This window comes from Pseudoalteromonas sp. Z1A6 (genome assembly GCF_011378745.1).
Lineage (GTDB): Bacteria > Pseudomonadota > Gammaproteobacteria > Enterobacterales > Alteromonadaceae > Pseudoalteromonas > Pseudoalteromonas arctica.
The window spans coordinates 1-16,771 of sequence record NZ_WTKW01000053.1 but is presented as its reverse complement, the minus strand read 5'-3'; the positions used below and the strand labels follow the sequence as shown (position 1 = coordinate 16,771).

The 16,771-nt window shown below is 39.9% G+C and carries 10 protein-coding genes and 1 pseudogene; 4 read left to right on the top strand and 7 right to left on the bottom strand.

The genetic code is table 11. From position 1 onward, the window contains the following. Positions 1 to 89: 89 nt before the first annotated feature. Complete coding sequence (locus GQR46_RS05445; RefSeq protein ID WP_002960323.1) at positions 90 to 671, bottom strand: Fe-Mn family superoxide dismutase; 582 nt, start codon at positions 669 to 671, stop codon at positions 90 to 92. A gap of 266 nt (positions 672 to 937) precedes the next feature. Here GQR46_RS05445 and GQR46_RS05440 point away from each other — a divergent pair, with 266 nt between their 5' ends. Further along, positions 938 to 1,276: a Grx4 family monothiol glutaredoxin gene (locus GQR46_RS05440; protein ID WP_004335359.1), complete on the top strand. Its 339-nt coding sequence runs from the start codon at positions 938 to 940 to the stop codon at positions 1,274 to 1,276. A gap of 90 nt (positions 1,277 to 1,366) precedes the next feature. On the opposite strand, the gene GQR46_RS05435 is transcribed toward GQR46_RS05440, so the two are convergent. From GQR46_RS05435 to GQR46_RS05410, 6 genes are all read right to left on the bottom strand, one after another. Beyond that, positions 1,367 to 2,680 (bottom strand): ATP-binding protein, encoded by a 1,314-nt coding sequence (locus GQR46_RS05435; RefSeq protein WP_024607682.1) that lies wholly within the window; start codon positions 2,678 to 2,680, stop codon positions 1,367 to 1,369. After that, entirely contained in the window at positions 2,680 to 4,011 is a 1,332-nt protein-coding gene (locus GQR46_RS05430; protein WP_024590831.1) for a sigma-54 dependent transcriptional regulator, read from the bottom strand. The genes GQR46_RS05435 and GQR46_RS05430 overlap by 1 nt, the downstream gene beginning before the upstream one ends. A 121-nt stretch (positions 4,012 to 4,132) precedes the next feature. Beyond that, complete coding sequence (locus GQR46_RS05425) at positions 4,133 to 5,341, bottom strand: FtsX-like permease family protein (RefSeq protein ID WP_165740305.1); 1,209 nt, start codon at positions 5,339 to 5,341, stop codon at positions 4,133 to 4,135. Between the two features lie 11 nt (positions 5,342 to 5,352). After that, positions 5,353 to 6,666 carry an ABC transporter permease gene (locus GQR46_RS05420; RefSeq protein WP_165740303.1) on the bottom strand — a complete coding sequence of 438 codons (1,314 nt, stop codon included), beginning with the start codon at positions 6,664 to 6,666 and terminating at the stop codon, positions 5,353 to 5,355. Between the two features lie 3 nt (positions 6,667 to 6,669). Further along, positions 6,670 to 7,380: an ABC transporter ATP-binding protein gene (locus GQR46_RS05415; protein ID WP_004335374.1), complete on the bottom strand. Its 711-nt coding sequence runs from the start codon at positions 7,378 to 7,380 to the stop codon at positions 6,670 to 6,672. Positions 7,381 to 7,422: 42 nt separating this feature from the next. Further along, positions 7,423 to 8,676: an efflux RND transporter periplasmic adaptor subunit gene (locus tag GQR46_RS05410; protein WP_165740301.1), complete on the bottom strand. Its 1,254-nt coding sequence runs from the start codon at positions 8,674 to 8,676 to the stop codon at positions 7,423 to 7,425. Between the two features lie 698 nt (positions 8,677 to 9,374). Between GQR46_RS05410 and gltB the strand changes: the two genes are divergently transcribed. The 3 genes and pseudogenes from gltB to GQR46_RS05395 all read left to right on the top strand — a co-directional run. Next, complete coding sequence (gene gltB, locus GQR46_RS05405; RefSeq protein WP_165740299.1) at positions 9,375 to 13,832, top strand: glutamate synthase large subunit; 4,458 nt, start codon at positions 9,375 to 9,377, stop codon at positions 13,830 to 13,832. 9 nt (positions 13,833 to 13,841) lie between these two features. Continuing rightward, a complete protein-coding gene (locus GQR46_RS05400; protein WP_007584567.1) occupies positions 13,842 to 15,257 on the top strand; it encodes an FAD-dependent oxidoreductase in 1,416 nt (471 codons plus the stop codon). A 1,002-nt stretch (positions 15,258 to 16,259) separates the two neighbouring features. Beyond that, positions 16,260 to 16,771 (top strand): annotated as a pseudogene (locus tag GQR46_RS05395) (GGDEF domain-containing protein); the annotation flags it as partial.

The window sequence follows — 16,771 nt, the reverse complement described above, 5'->3', positions numbered from 1 at the left end:
TTATTAAATGATGAGGCGCTTGGGTGTGATAAACAAGAAACAAAAAAAGACGCCTAAGCGTCTTTTTTACATTAGCGTTTAAAGGCTAATTAAGCGAAGTTAGCGTTCGCGAATTCCCAGTTAACAAGCGACCAAAAACCTTTAAGGTAATCTGGACGAACGTTACGGTAATCAATGTAGTAAGCGTGTTCCCATAAATCCACTGTAAGGATTGGAGTAACGCCATCATCAGTTAATGGTGTAGCAGCGTTAGATGTATTAACGATGTCTAGTGAACCATCAGCAAGCTTAACTAACCACGTCCAGCTTGAACCAAAGTTATTTACTGCTTTGTCATTTAATGCATCTTTAAACGCATCAAAAGAACCCCATTTGGCGTTGATTGCATCAGCAACTGCGCCAGTAGGCTCGCCGCCGCCGTTTGGAGATAAGCTGTTCCAGTAAAAAGTATGGTTCCAGATTTGTGCTGCGTTGTTAAATACGCCGCCTTCTGATGAACATACGATCTCTTCTAGAGATTTGTTTTCAAACTCAGTACCAGGGATTAAACCATTAAGCTTAACCACGTAAGTGTTGTGGTGTTTGCCATGGTGAAACTCTAGTGTTTCTTTTGAAATATGTGGCTCAAGTGCGTCGATTGCATATGGTAGTGACGGTAGTTCAAATGCCATTTTTTTATCTCCATCTTCTTTGGTTGATAGTCCATTTGGTAATACGTAATGCCTGTTGAAACAGAGCAGTTACCTATACCAAGCGGTAATATAGTGTTACTATAATTGTTGAGTATTTTACTCAAGTTTAAGCAAACAGCAATGCTATTGCGAAAGACTATTTCAATTGCGGCTTTATTTGCCCATTTTAAGTTATATATTTGTGGTCACGATGAGTTATTTTCAAGACCTAAATATATTTAGCTATCGTTACTTTGAGGTTGTAGATGGAAACCATTGATAAAATTAAACAGCAAATTTCAGAAAACCCAATAATCCTTTTCATGAAAGGGTCACCAAAATTACCAAATTGTGGTTTTTCTTCACAAGCATCGCAAGCGTTAATGTCATGTGGTGAACCATTTGCATACGTTGATATTTTACTTAATCCAGACATTCGTGCTGAGCTTCCAGCATACGCAAATTGGCCAACATTCCCGCAATTATGGGTAGATGGCGAATTAGTTGGTGGTTGTGACATTATTATCGAAATGTTTCAACGCGGTGAATTACAGCCGTTAATTACAGAAACTGCTGCTAAATATAAAGAAGCTGACGCAGAGTAATTTTATTACTCAACCTGAACTCAGGTTATTAAGCTCTTTAAACACAAAGCCACTTTTTAAGTGGCTTTGTTGTTTTTAATTTTTGTGAATTTACGAATAAGGAAGGCTCACTTGTACGTTTAAGCCGCCCTCTATTTTGTTATGTAAACTTATATGCCCCTGGTGCGCTTCTGCTATTTCTCTGCATAAGGCTAGCCCTAAACCACTTCCCGTACTTTTTGTAGAATAAAAGGGCACTAAAGCATTTGCCATTACTTGCTCGCTCATACCTTTGCCGCAGTCGCTCACATTTATAACACAAGCTTGGGGTACAAATTCGACCTGAATATGTATTTCATTGGAGTTGGAGCCTGACTCGTGTGAATTTTTTAATAAGTTTATGAGCAGCTGCTCGAGTTGGGCTTGATCAGCTTGTAATTCATTGTGTGGATTTTTTATTTCGTAGCTAAATTGCCAGTGATTTTTTAAATTATTGAGTGTGTTTTGCCAGTTAATCCGTGTTTTTTGTGGCTGAGGTAATTTAGCAAACTTGCCATAGCCTTGTACAAATTCAGTTAAATGACTAATTCGCTCATCAATAGTTGCAAATACACGGGCAAGGCGGGGCTCATCAACTTTATTTGCGAGCAATTGTGCGCTGTGTAACATGGACGACATAGGGCCGAGTGAATTATTCAATTCGTGGCTGATAATGCGTATTACCTTTTTCCACACGGCAACTTCTTGGCGACTAAGCTCACGGGTTAATTGTTTAAATATATATAAATGATGCTTTTGGTTATTGAGTAAAAACTCCCCGGTGGCTAAATGCCAAGTTTGCGAGTCTTGATTCTCTATTTCTATATTAAAGAGGCCATCAACACCGTGCTCTATAGCTGCTATTAATTGCAGGGGCGAATTTTCGAGCAATTTACTTAGCTGCATACCTTCAAGGCGGGTTGCGCTATTAAATAAACTACGGCTAATTAAATTACTAAATACCACCGTATTATTATCATTGACCAGTAATAACGCTTGCGGCGAGCTTTGCAATACTTTATCAAGCATTAACTCGCGCTGGTAAATCCATTGTTTTTCTTGGCGAAGCTGTTTAGCGGTTTGATTATAAAGTCGGCATAGTTTTCCAAGTTCATCATTACTTTTATACGCTAGTAAGCTGGAGAGCTCACCATCTTTAAAATTAAGCAACCCGGTTTCGAGCGATTGCATGCCAAGCTTTATTGGTTTGGTGAGAGCTCTTGAAAGCAAGGTGCTAAATGCAAGCGTTAGTAATATTAAAAACAGAGTGTAGTACATATCAAAACCACTAAGTGCGGCAATAATAAAAACAGGCAGCGCGCTACAAAGTGCGCAAATTAACACAACCTTTTGGCTTAGGGTAAAGTGGCTAATAATGTTTGGCATTAATAATCAATACCCATTTTTTGTAATCGACGATAAAGAGCTTGTCGGCTTAAACCAAATTCACGGGCCACTTTGGCTATAACACCTTGATGAGCGCGCATTGCGTGTTCTATTTCCTGTTTGGTCGGTTCTGCTTTTGCTTCTTGTTGAGCAGTAACCGATGACGAAAGTGCAAAGTCATCGACTGTAAGCGCACCTGTTGGTTTTAGCACCGCTACACGTTTACAAGCATTTTCTAGCTCTCGAACGTTACCTGGCCATTTATAATGTTGAAGTGCTTGCTCTGTGTTTATAGTCAGCTCTCGGTGAGGTAAAAAATGGCTAATAAGTGCTAAAACATCATCTTGCCTTTCGCTAAGGGCAGGCACATTGAGTTCAATTACATTAAGGCGATAATATAAGTCTTCCCTAAATCGACCTTGTTCAATTGCTTGTAGCAGGTTTTCGTTAGTGGCCGATATAACCCGCACATTTACTTTTTGTGTTTGTGTTGAGCCTAAACGTTCAAACTCGCCGGTTTGTACTACGCGTAGTAATTTTATTTGTCCTGAGAGTGGTAAATTACCAATTTCATCTAAAAATAACGTACCGCCATCAGCTGCTTCAAATCGACCAATACGTTGTTTAGTTATCCCCGTGTATGCGCCAGCTTCAGCGCCAAAAAGTTCGGCTTCTATAAGTTCTTGTGGTAGTGCGCCTGCGTTTACCTTAATAAAAGGTTGCGATACAAGTGGGGAGTTTTTTTGAATGATATGCGCAATGCACTCTTTACCACTTCCATTAGGGCCTGTAATTAATGCAGATATATCAGATTTAGCTACTTGTAGCGCCATAGTGACCAGTCGTTCCATAGCCGTGCTTTTAAATATTAGCCCGGCAAGGTCTGCGCTTTTAAATGTACCTTCACGCTCTTGTTGATGGCGATTATGTGTCGCCACTATTTTTTTAGCACTGCCTAGCTCTATTAAGTTACTGATACAAACTAGTAGTTTTGCATCATCCCAGGGTTTTGGTAAGTAATCGGCAGCACCGGCTTTTACAAGCTCAATAGCGGTAGCAAGTTCGGTCCAGGCTGTAATAAGTATAATAGGGAGGTGTGGGTTTATTTCTCGTAGTTCATAAAACAACGTTTTACCTTCTTCGCCAGAGGTTGTGTCGCTGGTAAAGTTCATGTCTTGAATTACAAGCTCAATTCGCTGATAGCGAACTATTTGCAGAGCATCAAACGGGTTTGTTGCAGTCACTACCGAAAAGTCGTGGATCTCGAGCAACAATGAAAGTGCATCGAGTACTGCTTGGTTATCATCAACAATGAGTATTTTATGAGTCATAGGTTATTTTTATAATTTTTTAATGGCTACACTGCCTTACTAATCAGTGTAGCATAGTGATTTTTACATGATTTAGTAACCTAAACTCTGGATAATAAATCTACCTCAAGCGGATTCTAGGTTAAATTGTGCGAGTTGCGATACTGGGCGAAATATTAGCAGCGCGTTTAGCCGGCCCTAATACCGCAAGTAAGCTCATTAATAATACGACAATGGCGGTAACGGCTATATAGCTTGGCGGTAGTGCGGCTACAGAAAAATACTGCATTAACATTTTCCCAAGTAGTATTGCTGTTACCACACCTAAGGCTAAACCTAGGCTACAAATTAATGCATTTTCTACTAAAAAGTAGCTAACAATAGCTGACTTTCTTGCACCAAGTGCTCTGCGTGTGCCAATTTGCTTAGTACGTTTGCTAATATTAAATAAGGTTAAGCCAAAAATACCGAGAGCGGTTATAAGCACTAAAATAGTGATTAATACTATGAGCATGCGCATCATGAGGCGGTCTTTAGCGGTATACTCATTTTTTAATTCATCAAGTCCTTTAATGTTATTAATAACGCGTTTGCTGTAATTTTCGAGCATGGCATTTTCTATTTCTTTCATTACAGCTGCTCGCTGACCAGGCTCTGTACGAACGGCAACTTGTGCATAACTTGCTGCTTTAATATAAGGAATAAACGCAAGATTATCGGGTTTACTGTCTTTGAGCCACGGGCCTTTCATGTTTCCGATCACGCCAATAACTTTAAGTGGTAGGTCACCAAAATAAACTATTTTTCCTAAACCATCTCCATCAGGGTAGAGCTCATCAAGTAAGGCTTTAGTGACTATAGTGACGTTGGTGCGCTTTTGTGTAATTTCGTTTGTAACTAGCACTTCATCTTCGGTAAAGTTTCGCCCTGCAATTAAGTTAACGCCGTAGGTATTAATTGCGTGGTCATCTATAAAAAAATAAGCAGTTCTTACACTTAGGCCTTCTTGTGGAGCGGGTTGTAAATTAAAGCTCGAAGCGCTGCCACTGCCTGATAGCGGGATACTACTGCTTAATGCGGCATCAACTACGCCTGGCATTTTTCTAAGCATGCTTTCATCAAGCTCAAACTGCTGGCTTAAGTTAATATCAGTACCAAAGGTCATTACATTAAACTTAAATATATCTTGCTCAGGGTAGCCCGTTTCTTGATTTAAATAGCTAATTCTGTCTTGAATGATAAATGCAGCATTACTGACTATAGCTGTGGTAATTGCAATTTGAATTAGCAGTAATACAGCGCCCACCTTTGAGCGGCATAAGGCGTTAAATATAGGTTTTATTTCTAACATTGTTAAATTCCTTATTGGCTCTTAAGATAAATAGCAGGATTGGTTTTACACACTAACCAAGCTGGGTACAAACCAGCCAAAATGCAGGTTGTAATTGCAATCAATGGGGCGCTCAATAGCATGGTCAAATCCATTGTTGCTAAGTTTTCATAGTAGTCGTAGCTTTGCACTACGCCCATTAAGCCAAGTTGTGCTAGTACAATTCCTAGCATGCCACCTATAAAGCCAAGCATGGCGACCTCAACTAAGTGCTGTAAAAATATTTGCCTTTTACTAGCGCCTAATGCGCGTCTTACACCTACTTCTGGCGCTCTGCGTAAAAACTTGGCTAAAAGTAAACCTAAAATATTGGCTAAGCAGACACCTAAGAACATAAAGCTCAGGCCCACTAAAATTTTATTGTCTTCGGTGACGACGTTGTTGTATTGCATCCATTGGTTTACATCGCGAAGTTTATACTCAAGTTCTTTACGATTAAATCGACCACGTTTTTGTTGTTCTTGCATATAGGCTAATAAGTAATTTTGATAGGCTTGTTTTTGTTCAAGCGTATTTAGCTCTGCCCAAAACTGGATCCATACTTGCTCAGATTGCAGTTTATCTGCAAAGGTTGGTGTGTTTTCGTGTTTCCATCCATTGCTATTGCCCCAACTTACGAGCTCTTTTGCCTTTATTAAGCTAAAGGGCATAAATAATTCTTCTACTTGATTAAATGCACCGTTATTTAAATCATAATATTTAATATTGAGAGGCCAATGGTTAATAACACCAACTACTTGATAGCTTGCATCATCTAAGTAAATCAGTTCTCCGACGGAGTTTTGTCCTGCAAATAGTTTATCGTTTATCTCTTGGGTAATAACAACCACAGGTGCGGCTGAGTTTTCTTGCTCTTTGCTCCAAGCCCCTCCGTATAGAAATGACAAATTAAACATGCTAAAAAAGTCAGGCGTTGTCATGCGAGCATTACCTATAAAAGGTTTTATTTTGTCGGAGTCTAAATAAACTGAAAAGCCGGTACGCATCATAGCCACTTTTTTCTCTGACGTGGGTGCGTTTAATAAGTTCTCTGCATCTTGATAGGTCAATTGCAGTGGCATGTTATCTTCTGTCCACCACGTACTACCATCGTCCATTGTTTGTAATTGCACACTGTAAAGTTGGCTGCTTTTTTCTGGAATAGGATCGGCCGACATCATGTGATAAACACTAAGGCTGGTCATTGTTATGCCTATACCTATCGCAATGGCAAGTACCATTAAAAAGCTAACCAATGGGGTGCGCTTGAAGCTGCGCCAACTTAAATCTAAATAATGAATAAACATTAGTTAAACCCCCGATGCTGTTTTTATAGTTTGCGCGCCCTGATAAAGCGTAAAGTCGGCAAGTTGTCCATCAACTACTTGAATATTACGCGGAGCACGGCGGGCTAATTCGCTATCATGAGTTACCATTACAATAGTGGCACCGTCGCGATTGATTTGTTCAAGTAACTCCATAACTTGGCGAGCCATTAAGCTGTCAAGGTTACCTGTTGGCTCATCGGCAAGTAAAAAACGAGGTTCACCAGCAAGCGCACGGGCTATTGCTACACGTTGTTGCTGGCCACCAGAGAGTTGTTGAGGTAAGTGTTTAGCGCGAGATGCTAAACCAACTTGTTCAAGGCATTGCTCAATTCGACGTTTTCGCTCATTTGCTTTAATCCCTCTGTAGCGAAGAGGAACTTCTATGTTTTCATATAAATTTAAATCGGGGATCAAATTAAAGCCTTGGAATATAAAGCCAATTTTTTGATTACGTAAATCAGCACGTTGGTTATCGTTTAGGCTGCCAACATTAACGCCATCCAGCAGGTATTCACCTTCGTTAAAAGGCTCGAGCATACCTGCAATATTTAAAAAGGTTGTTTTTCCTGAGCCGCTAGGACCAGTAACAGCAATAAATTCGCCTTCGTTTACTTGCAGATTAAAATCTCGAAGCGCATGGGTTTGTACCATTTCTGTTTGGTATACTTTACTTACATTGTTCATTTGTAACATCGTTGTTCCTAATTATTTTTAGCGTTGGTTGAGAACGTCTGTTTAATTTAATAAAATCGTGTTGGCTTGCTTAAAGTCGCTGTAGCTTGAAATAATAATTTCATCGTTTTCTTTTAGTCCACTTAAAAGCTCAACCGCATTAATGCTGGTGGCGCCTATTGTAATAGGTATACGCTTTGCGATATTGCCATCGACTTTATAAGCTATAATTCCGCCTTGCTGCATAAATGCACCACGCTTTACTTGCATTACACCTTCTCGGTTGTCGAGTAAAATACGTGCAGTTAAGCGTTGGTTCTGACGAATGTTGTTAGTAACACCTTTAAACCGGACGCGTGCTGTTACTTCACGATTATTAACTTCTGGTGATATGGCGGATAAATTCCCCATCACTGTTTCATTGCCTAACTTAAGCTCTACTTCCATACCGAGCCCTAATTCGTTTGCGTAACTTTCAGGAACTTGGAGTTCGGCTTCAAAATTACTTAAGTCGACGAGAGTCATAAGAGGTTGGCTTTGCGTCACTGCGGCTTTTTGTTGCACTAATAGGTTACCCACGATCCCTGTAACGGTAGCCTTAATAGATAGGTTGCTTACTTTTCGGATTAAGTCATCAACAATAAGTTGTTGGCGGGTCACATCACTTTTAGCAGCTTGTAGTTCAAAAGCGAGCGTGTCTTTGGCAAGCAATACCTCTTGCTGCGCATGCTTATAGGAGAGCTTAGCTCGGGATAAATCATCAACTGCTTTTTCTAGATCAATTTGGCTAATTAAGTGCTTTTGTATTGATAACTGTGCGCGACGATTTTCGCGCTCAGCGGCGTTAAGCTCAACTTGCGCCATATCGAGTGTTTTATTTAAAGTGAGTGTTTGGCGTCTTGCTTGCAAATGCTGCCTTTGCTGCTCGCCTTCAAGTCTTTTAAGTACAGACTCCTGTTGCTTTAATTCATTAGTTGACTCAGGGCTTTGCAGCAGGGCAAGTGTGTTGCCTTGCTTTACTGTATCGCCGGCCTTTACTTTTAAATCTATAAATCCCCGTTCTGGACTGTAGATTTTAGGAGCATTAGCAGCAACAATTTTACCACTGGCGGCAATGTCTCGAATGAGCGCTTTAACATGTACTTTTGCAATCTGTACTTTTGAGCGGCTAATAGAGCTTTTAGCGCTATGGCTCGTTAAAAAAATATAAGCAATTGCAGAGACCACAATGAAAACAATCGCAGTGATTATCGCGTATTTTTTATAGCTTATAGGTGCCTTTACTTGTATGTCTTGTGCGCTGGTATCTTTAATCATTTAATTTCCCCTAAATTGCTTTTATGTATTTTTCGCACAGCAGTAATAAAGCTGCTGTGCAAATAGCGGCAATAGGAGAGAGTAAAAATAAGCTTAGAGTAAACATAGTAATTCCAATTAGCGATTATATATAAAGCTATACGATTAATATGCCAACCATTATCTTATTGATATTTAAGTGATTTTATTTTTTTGTTATTGAAATTCATGTCCGCGGACAGTTTATGTGTCCGCATCGGACATAGTTTTAAATAAAAATTCACTATTAACGTACAAAAAATGACATGAACTTTCATAACTATACTAATGAGCAGCAATAATCGGGGATGTTAAGCCATTAAAGTAATGAAATAGCATAAAACTATCTAAATGTTAACTGAATAGCCCCTCTAGTGTTGAATACTTATTCACTTTCGGTTGCCTTTACGTTTACGTAAGCTGGCACGCTGAATGCTTGTGTTTTTTACAATATGTTAAACTTGACACCAGTGTCATGAAAAAATAGTGGTTAAAATAACGCTAAATGTTAAAAATAATGATAAAAAGAAATCTTGCTATGAAGTGAGAAATATTCAAGAATGTGAATATGTATTCAAAGTGCTATTGACTCTATTTAAGATAGAGGCTAGTTTTGTCCGTCTGTTAGCAAATCGTCGAGCAGTTCATCCACGCTAACAGTGCAGCAAGGGGAGGGGTCTATGTTATACGACTCAAAGTTAGAAAAAGAAAATTGTGGCTTTGGCTTAATAGCTCAAGTTAATGGTCAAGCTAGTCATAGGCTTATTCGTACTGCTATTACGGGGCTTGATCGCATGCAGCACCGTGGTGGTATATCTGCCGATGGTAAAACAGGTGATGGCTGTGGTTTATTATTACAAAAACCAGATAGCTTTTTCCGTGCTATTGCTAGTGAACATAACTGGCACTTAGGCAAAAACTACGCAGTGGGTATGATATTTTTAAATTCAGACCCTGTTTTAGCGCAAGCTGCAAAACAAATACTTAGCGAAGAATTAGAAAAAGAAACGTTAAATATTTTAGGTTGGCGCGTTGTGCCAACCGACCCATCAATGCTCGGTCCTATTGCTGTACAGCAATTACCAGGTTTTGAACAAATTTTTGTTAGCGCGCCAGAAGGTTGGCGTTCTAAAGACTTAGAGCGTCGCTTATATGTAGCACGCCGCCGCGCTGAAAAGCGCATTGTTGATGACGAAGCTTTCTATATCGCAAGTCTATCTGGTTTGGTAACTATCTATAAAGGCTTAATGATGCCTGCAGATTTACCAAATTTTTACCTAGATTTAGCTGATATTCGTATGACGAGTGCGATTTGTGTTTTCCATCAGCGCTTTTCTACTAATACTCAGCCGCGTTGGCCTTTAGCTCAACCTTTCCGCTATTTAGCACACAATGGTGAAATTAATACTATTGAAGGTAACCGCCAGTGGGCACGCGCACGTTCATACAAGTTTGCGTCACCGCTTATTCCTGATTTACAAAGCGCAGCGCCGTTTGTAAACGAAACCGGTTCTGATTCATCAAGCCTAGATAATATGCTTGAGCTATTTTTAGCTGGTGGCATGGATTTATTCCGCGCTATGCGTATGCTCGTACCACCTGCATGGCAGAAAAACCGTGCAATGGACGACGATTTACGTGCATTTTACGACTTTAACTCTATGCATATGGAACCATGGGATGGCCCGGCAGGTATTGTTATGTCGGATGGTCGTTTTGCGGCTTGTAACCTTGACCGTAATGGACTTCGCCCAGCGCGTTATGTAATTACACAAGATGGCTTTATTACGCTTGCATCAGAAGTGGGTATTTGGGATTACACTGCCGATGAAGTAGTTGAAAAAGGCCGTGTTGGTCCAGGTGAATTATTAGTTATTGATACTAAGCTTGGCAAAATTTGGCACTCAGATGAAATCGATCAAGATTTAAAGTCTCGCCATCCTTACAAGTCATGGCTTGAGGAGAATGTTAAGCGTTTAGTTCCATTTGAAGAGCTTACTGAACAAGACGCCGGTAATCGCTCATTTGATGACGAAACGCTAGCTAAATATCAAAAAATGTTTGGTTATACCAACGAAGAGCTTGATAGCGTTATTCGTGTAATGGGTGAAAACGGCCAAGAAGCAACCGGCTCAATGGGTGATGACACGCCATTTGCAGTGCTTAGTGAAGGGCATCGTTCGCTTTATGATTACTTCCGCCAAAAATTTGCGCAAGTAACAAACCCACCTATCGATCCACTGCGTGAAAATCATGTAATGTCACTTGCGACATGTATTGGTAGTGAGCAAAACGTATTTAACGAAACAACAGGCCACGCTAAGCGCCTACAGTTTGATACGCCAATTTTAATGTACGCAGACATGCAGCAGCTATTAAATGCTGATGAAGCGCATTACAGCTACTGTAAAATTGATATTACCTACACAGTTGAAGAAGGTTTAGAAAATGCGGTAACGCGTATTTGTGACCAAGCACAAGAAAAAGCAGCCGCTGGTTGTATAATGCTTATTTTAACTGACCGTAACTTTAATGAAGCAAATTTGCCGATTCCAGCAGCTATGGCTGTAGGTGCGGTACAAAAACGATTAGTTGATAACAATCTTCGCTGTGAATCAAACATTATCATTGAAACCGGTAGCGTGCGTGATGCGCATCAGTTTGCTGTGTTATTAGGCTTTGGTGCTACGGCAATTTATCCATACCTTGCGTATGAATCGTTAGTTGCGATGAGCGACAGCAAAATTATTAATAAGTCGTATTGCGAAGTAACTCTTGCTTACCGTAAAGCCATTAACAAGGGCTTATACAAAATCATGTCTAAAATGGGCATAAGTACGGTTGCGTCATATCGCTGCTCAATGTTGTTTGAAGCGGTTGGTTTATCTGACGCTATTGTACAAATGTGCTTTAAAGGTGTGGCAAGTCGCATACAGGGCGCATGCTTTACCGACTTTGATGACGATCAGCAAAGCTTACACAAACTCGCTCTAAGTAAGCGTAAATTATTAAGCCACGGCGGCTTGTTTAAGTACGTACATGGCGGCGAGTATCATGCTTATAATCCTGATGTAATCCAAACCCTGCAAAAAGCAGTTCGTTCTGGTGAATATAGTGATTACAGTGAATATGCAAAACTTGTTAATACGCGTCCTATTGCCACTTTACGTGACATGCTTGCGCTTAAAATTCCAGAGCAAGGCATTAGCATCGATGATGTAGAGCCTGCAGAAAACCTATACAAGCGTTTCGATTCAGCAGCAATGAGTATTGGTGCATTATCGCCAGAAGCGCATGAGGCTCTAGCAATTGCAATGAACCGCTTAGGCGGTTGTTCAAACTCTGGTGAAGGCGGCGAAGATAAGCTGCGTTATGGTACCGAGAAAAACTCGCGTATTAAACAAGTTGCTTCAGGTCGATTTGGCGTAACGCCGCATTATTTACGCAGTGCTGACGTTATTCAAATTAAAGTAGCGCAAGGTGCAAAACCAGGCGAAGGCGGTCAATTACCGGGTGAAAAAGTAACTCCATACATTGCTAAACTTCGTTATTCGGTTCCCGGTGTTACGTTAATTTCGCCACCACCACATCACGATATTTATTCAATTGAAGATTTAGCGCAGCTAATTTTCGATTTGAAACAAGTAAACCCTAAAGCGCTAATTTCTGTAAAACTGGTTTCAGAACCAGGCGTAGGAACCATTGCAACGGGTGTTGCTAAAGCGTATGCCGATTTAATTACTATTTCTGGCTATGATGGTGGTACAGGCGCAAGCCCACTTACTTCAGTTAAATATGCAGGTAGCCCATGGGAGCTAGGACTTGCAGAAACGCAGCAAGCTCTTGTTGAAAATGGACTGCGTCATCGTATTCGCTTGCAAACAGATGGTGGCTTAAAAACGGGTTTAGATATAATTAAAGCGGCAATTTTAGGTGCAGAAAGTTTTGGCTTTGGTACCGGCCCAATGGTTGCGCTTGGTTGTAAATACTTACGAATTTGCCATTTAAACAACTGTGCGACCGGTGTTGCAACACAAGACGAAACACTTCGTCAAAAGCATTACCACGGCTTACCAGAAATGGCGATGAACTACTTTAAGTTTATAGCGCAAGAAGCACGTGAAATCATGGCAAGCTTGGGTGTTGTAAACTTAACTGATTTAATCGGTCGTTTAGATTTGCTTGAAGCAATTGAAGGCAAAACAGCAAAACAGAAGAAAATTGATTTATCTTCAGTAATTGCTCAGCCTAATAACCCAACTGGCGAAACGCTTTATTGTAGTGCGCCTAATAGCTCACATTATTTAGGAAAACTTAATGAGAGCCTACTAGCTAAGGCGCAAGACGCAATTGATGCTTCAAGCGGTATTTCACTAGTAAGTCGTATTTGTAATACGGACAGATCGGTAGGTGCAATGCTTTCTGGCTATATTGCTGATAAATATGGCAACCAAGGTATGGCGGCTGACCCTGTAGTAATTGAACTACACGGTACTGCGGGTCAATCATTTGGTGTGTGGAATGCCGGCGGCCTTGAAATGACATTGGTTGGTGATGCAAACGATTACGTAGGTAAAGGCATGGCGGGTGGCAAGTTAGTTATTCGTCCACCACTTGGCTCGTCGTTCGAAAGTCACAAAGCCACAATTGCAGGCAACACATGTTTATACGGTGCAACAGGCGGTAAACTGTTTGCTGCAGGTTGTGCAGGCGAGCGCTTTGCAGTTCGGAACTCAGGTGTGCAAGCGGTTGTTGAAGGTGTAGGTGATAACGGTTGTGAATACATGACGGGCGGCGTTGTATGTGTACTTGGTAATGTAGGTGTTAACTTTGGTGCGGGTATGACCGGTGGTTTTGCTTATATTTTAGATGAGCGAAATGATTTTGAAAAACGCATTAATCCAGAGCTAGTAGAAATAGTAACGCTGGATGAATTAACATCGCATCAAGAGCATTTACGCGGTTTAATTGCTGAGCATTTAGAGCTTACTGGCTCATGCCGTGCAGAAAGTATTTTAGCTAACTTTGAATTGTACTTACCTATGTTCAAATTAGTAAAACCAATATCAAGCGACGTAAAAAGTTTACTCGGGCATCGCGCTCGCAGTAGTGCCGAACTACGTGTTCAGGCGCAATAAGGGGGCAGTATGAGCGAAAATGTATATCAATTTATAGACGTGCAGCGTGTAGACCCACGCAAAAAACCAATCTCGTCACGTAAAAAATCTTTCGTAGAAATTTACGAACCCTTTTCAGAGAATCAGGTTAACTCACAAGCTGACCGTTGTTTAGATTGTGGTAACCCATACTGTGAGTGGAAATGTCCAGTACATAACTACATTCCACAATGGCTAAAGTTAATACGCACAGGCCGTATTATAGAGGCGGCAGAGCTTTCTCATCGTACAAATAGCTTACCAGAGGTTTGTGGGCGTGTTTGCCCACAAGACCGCTTGTGTGAAGGCTCGTGTACGCTCGATGAAGAGTTTGGTGCGGTTACAATTGGTAATATTGAAAAATACATTACTGATGAGGCATTTAAAATGGGCTGGAAGCCTGATATGTCTTATGTAACATGGACTGACAAAAAAGTAGCCATTATTGGTGCGGGCCCTGCAGGTTTAGGGTGTGCTGATATTTTAGTGCGTAACGGTGTTAAACCAGTGGTGTTTGATCGTCACCCAGAAATAGGTGGACTACTCACATTTGGTATTCCTTCTTTTAAACTTGAAAAATCAGTAATGCAAAAGCGCCGTGAAATTTTCACTGAAATGGGCGTAGAATTTAAGTTAAATGTTGAAGTAGGTGTTGATATTACACTTGACCAAATTTTAGCTGATTACGACGCTGTGTTTTTAGGGGTTGGTACGTATCAGAGTATGCGTGCAGGTCTTGAAAATGAAGATGCAGCGGGTGTTCACGATGCATTGCCGTTTTTGATTGGTAACACGAACCGTGTAATGGGCTACGACGAGACAAAACAACCGTGTATTGATATGGCTAATCAAAAAGTAGTTGTACTTGGCGGTGGTGATACAGCGATGGACTGTGTGCGTACGTCTATTCGACAAAATGCTGCAAAAGTAACGTGTGCTTATCGTCGTGATAAAGAAAATATGCCAGGCTCTAAACGTGAAGTTAAAAACGCGAAAGAAGAAGGCGTTATATTTACGTATAACGTTCAGCCTAAAGGCATTGTACTGAACGATAAAGGTAAAGTGACCGGCGTTAAAATGGTTAAAACTAAATTAGGTGAACCTGACGCAAAAGGCAGAAGCCGTGCTGAAGAAGTACCTGGTTCAGAACATGTTATTGAAGCTGATCAAGTTATTATGGCGTTTGGTTTCCAGCCTCACAAAATGGATTGGTTAGAAAAATACGATGTAGAAATAAACAACTGGGGCGGTATTAACGCACCAGAACAAGGTGAGTTTACACATCAAACTACTAACCCTAAAATATTTGCTGGTGGCGACATTGTACGTGGTTCAGATTTAGTGGTAACTGCTATTTTTGAAGGACGTAACGCTGCAGAAGGTATTATGGATTACTTAAAAGTTTAATTTTTCGTGTTAAAATAACGATATTTAAAGCAAGCCAAGTGGCTTGCTTTTTTATTTGTTTTATCCAAATGTAATGTCAACATAATTAGTGACAAATGGGGCTATATTTATACCACCTTTTGTATGGCTTTCTTGAACAACACCTTTTGTTAGTAACTTCATGTAGAAACCTTATATAGTAACTTTCAAAGAAACTGCTTTGCCATTATGGGTTGTTCTTTATAAGCCAAATGCGATTTCTTTAGGTATCTACTAAGCGGCTTTCAGGACTCGTTTCATATATATAAACGTTATCGACACTTCTTTCTTCTAAGTCGTTTATATACTCTAATACCAATTCGCTTAATTAAGTGATCTATTTTGAGATAACAAAATTATGTCGATAATGAGGCTAAAGTTTCGCTACTTAGGTGTTCTCGGCAATTACCTCTACATTGCTTTGTATTCATGCAGTCGTATCTCGAAAGTTTTAACGCAGTTAGCGCCAAGTTCAATCCTTGAAATTGATTGAGTATTATCGCGGATTTGTATAGTGCGTGTATTTTTTGTAGCGGCACTTTTATTGATTAATGTGTTGTTGACTCGGTCCAGGCACAATTCATAGAATAGTTACTACCATCTTTAACTGTGCAGGTTTATATTATTTTTTGACTACCAGTCAGTTCGATTATTGCAGGAATAAAAGGGCGTACTTATATAATTTAGCAAATGGTATTAGTGCCAAGCAATTTAATATCGTAAAAATGTACTTACCTGAGATAAATGCAAGAGGCTAAAAATATGTGCACAATTGTCAGTGCTAATTACTAACCTTAATAGTTGATTTAAATATAAAGTAGGTTCATTATTGCACGCTGTTTACGGTTTGCTTACTTTATATCTATAAGTTTGCTTTTATACATTAATAAATAAATAGAAATTATGTACGAATATTCAAACAATTTAGAAAGGAAGCTCATTGTTCGGTTCTTTTCCTCAATAGGCTTTATAGCAACGTTTTCGATGGCTAGCTTAGCATTTATTAACAGCAGCTATTTATTAGCATTTACTTTGGTTGTTTCTTCGTTTGTTTACTTATCTGCGTTTAATATAGGTAGAGGTGTAGAGAAGTCTGCAACTGTAATTTTATATAACCTGTATGCACTTATGTTTTATCTTGTACTTACAGGAGGAGCACAAGGTACAGGGCCTATATGGATATTTATAGTGTCTCCTGTTACTTATTCAATTCGAGGGCTTAAACGAGGGACGTTTGATATTGTTTTATTTTTATCGGCAATTGTTCTCGGTTTCTATTGCGCTGATACATTTAATATATATGACTACAATCCTGAGCAGTTTCCAGTCAGAATCATACTCGCTTTTATAATTGTTGCATCGCTGAGTGGTTATTACGAATTTTCAAGAGAAAAATACAGCAGTAAATTAATTGCTTTAAGCCAAAAAAATGAATTTTTAGCAACTATAGATCCACTCACTAATCTGCCAAACCGTCGTTTCACTATGAATAAGCT

What these genes read in the sequence shown, in the direction of transcription:
- GQR46_RS05445 (WP_002960323.1), bottom strand. Translation starts at nt 671, where the DNA reads ATGGCATTTGAACTACCGTCACTACCATATGCAATCGACGCACTTGAG.
- GQR46_RS05440 (WP_004335359.1), top strand. Translation starts at nt 938, where the DNA reads ATGGAAACCATTGATAAAATTAAACAGCAAATTTCAGAAAACCCAATA.
- GQR46_RS05435 (WP_024607682.1), bottom strand. Translation starts at nt 2,680, where the DNA reads ATGCCAAACATTATTAGCCACTTTACCCTAAGCCAAAAGGTTGTGTTA.
- GQR46_RS05430 (WP_024590831.1), bottom strand. Translation starts at nt 4,011, where the DNA reads ATGACTCATAAAATACTCATTGTTGATGATAACCAAGCAGTACTCGAT.
- GQR46_RS05425 (WP_165740305.1), bottom strand. Translation starts at nt 5,341, where the DNA reads ATGTTAGAAATAAAACCTATATTTAACGCCTTATGCCGCTCAAAGGTG.
- GQR46_RS05420 (WP_165740303.1), bottom strand. Translation starts at nt 6,666, where the DNA reads ATGTTTATTCATTATTTAGATTTAAGTTGGCGCAGCTTCAAGCGCACC.
- GQR46_RS05415 (WP_004335374.1), bottom strand. Translation starts at nt 7,380, where the DNA reads ATGTTACAAATGAACAATGTAAGTAAAGTATACCAAACAGAAATGGTA.
- GQR46_RS05410 (WP_165740301.1), bottom strand. Translation starts at nt 8,676, where the DNA reads ATGATTAAAGATACCAGCGCACAAGACATACAAGTAAAGGCACCTATA.
- gltB (WP_165740299.1), top strand. Translation starts at nt 9,375, where the DNA reads ATGTTATACGACTCAAAGTTAGAAAAAGAAAATTGTGGCTTTGGCTTA.
- GQR46_RS05400 (WP_007584567.1), top strand. Translation starts at nt 13,842, where the DNA reads ATGAGCGAAAATGTATATCAATTTATAGACGTGCAGCGTGTAGACCCA.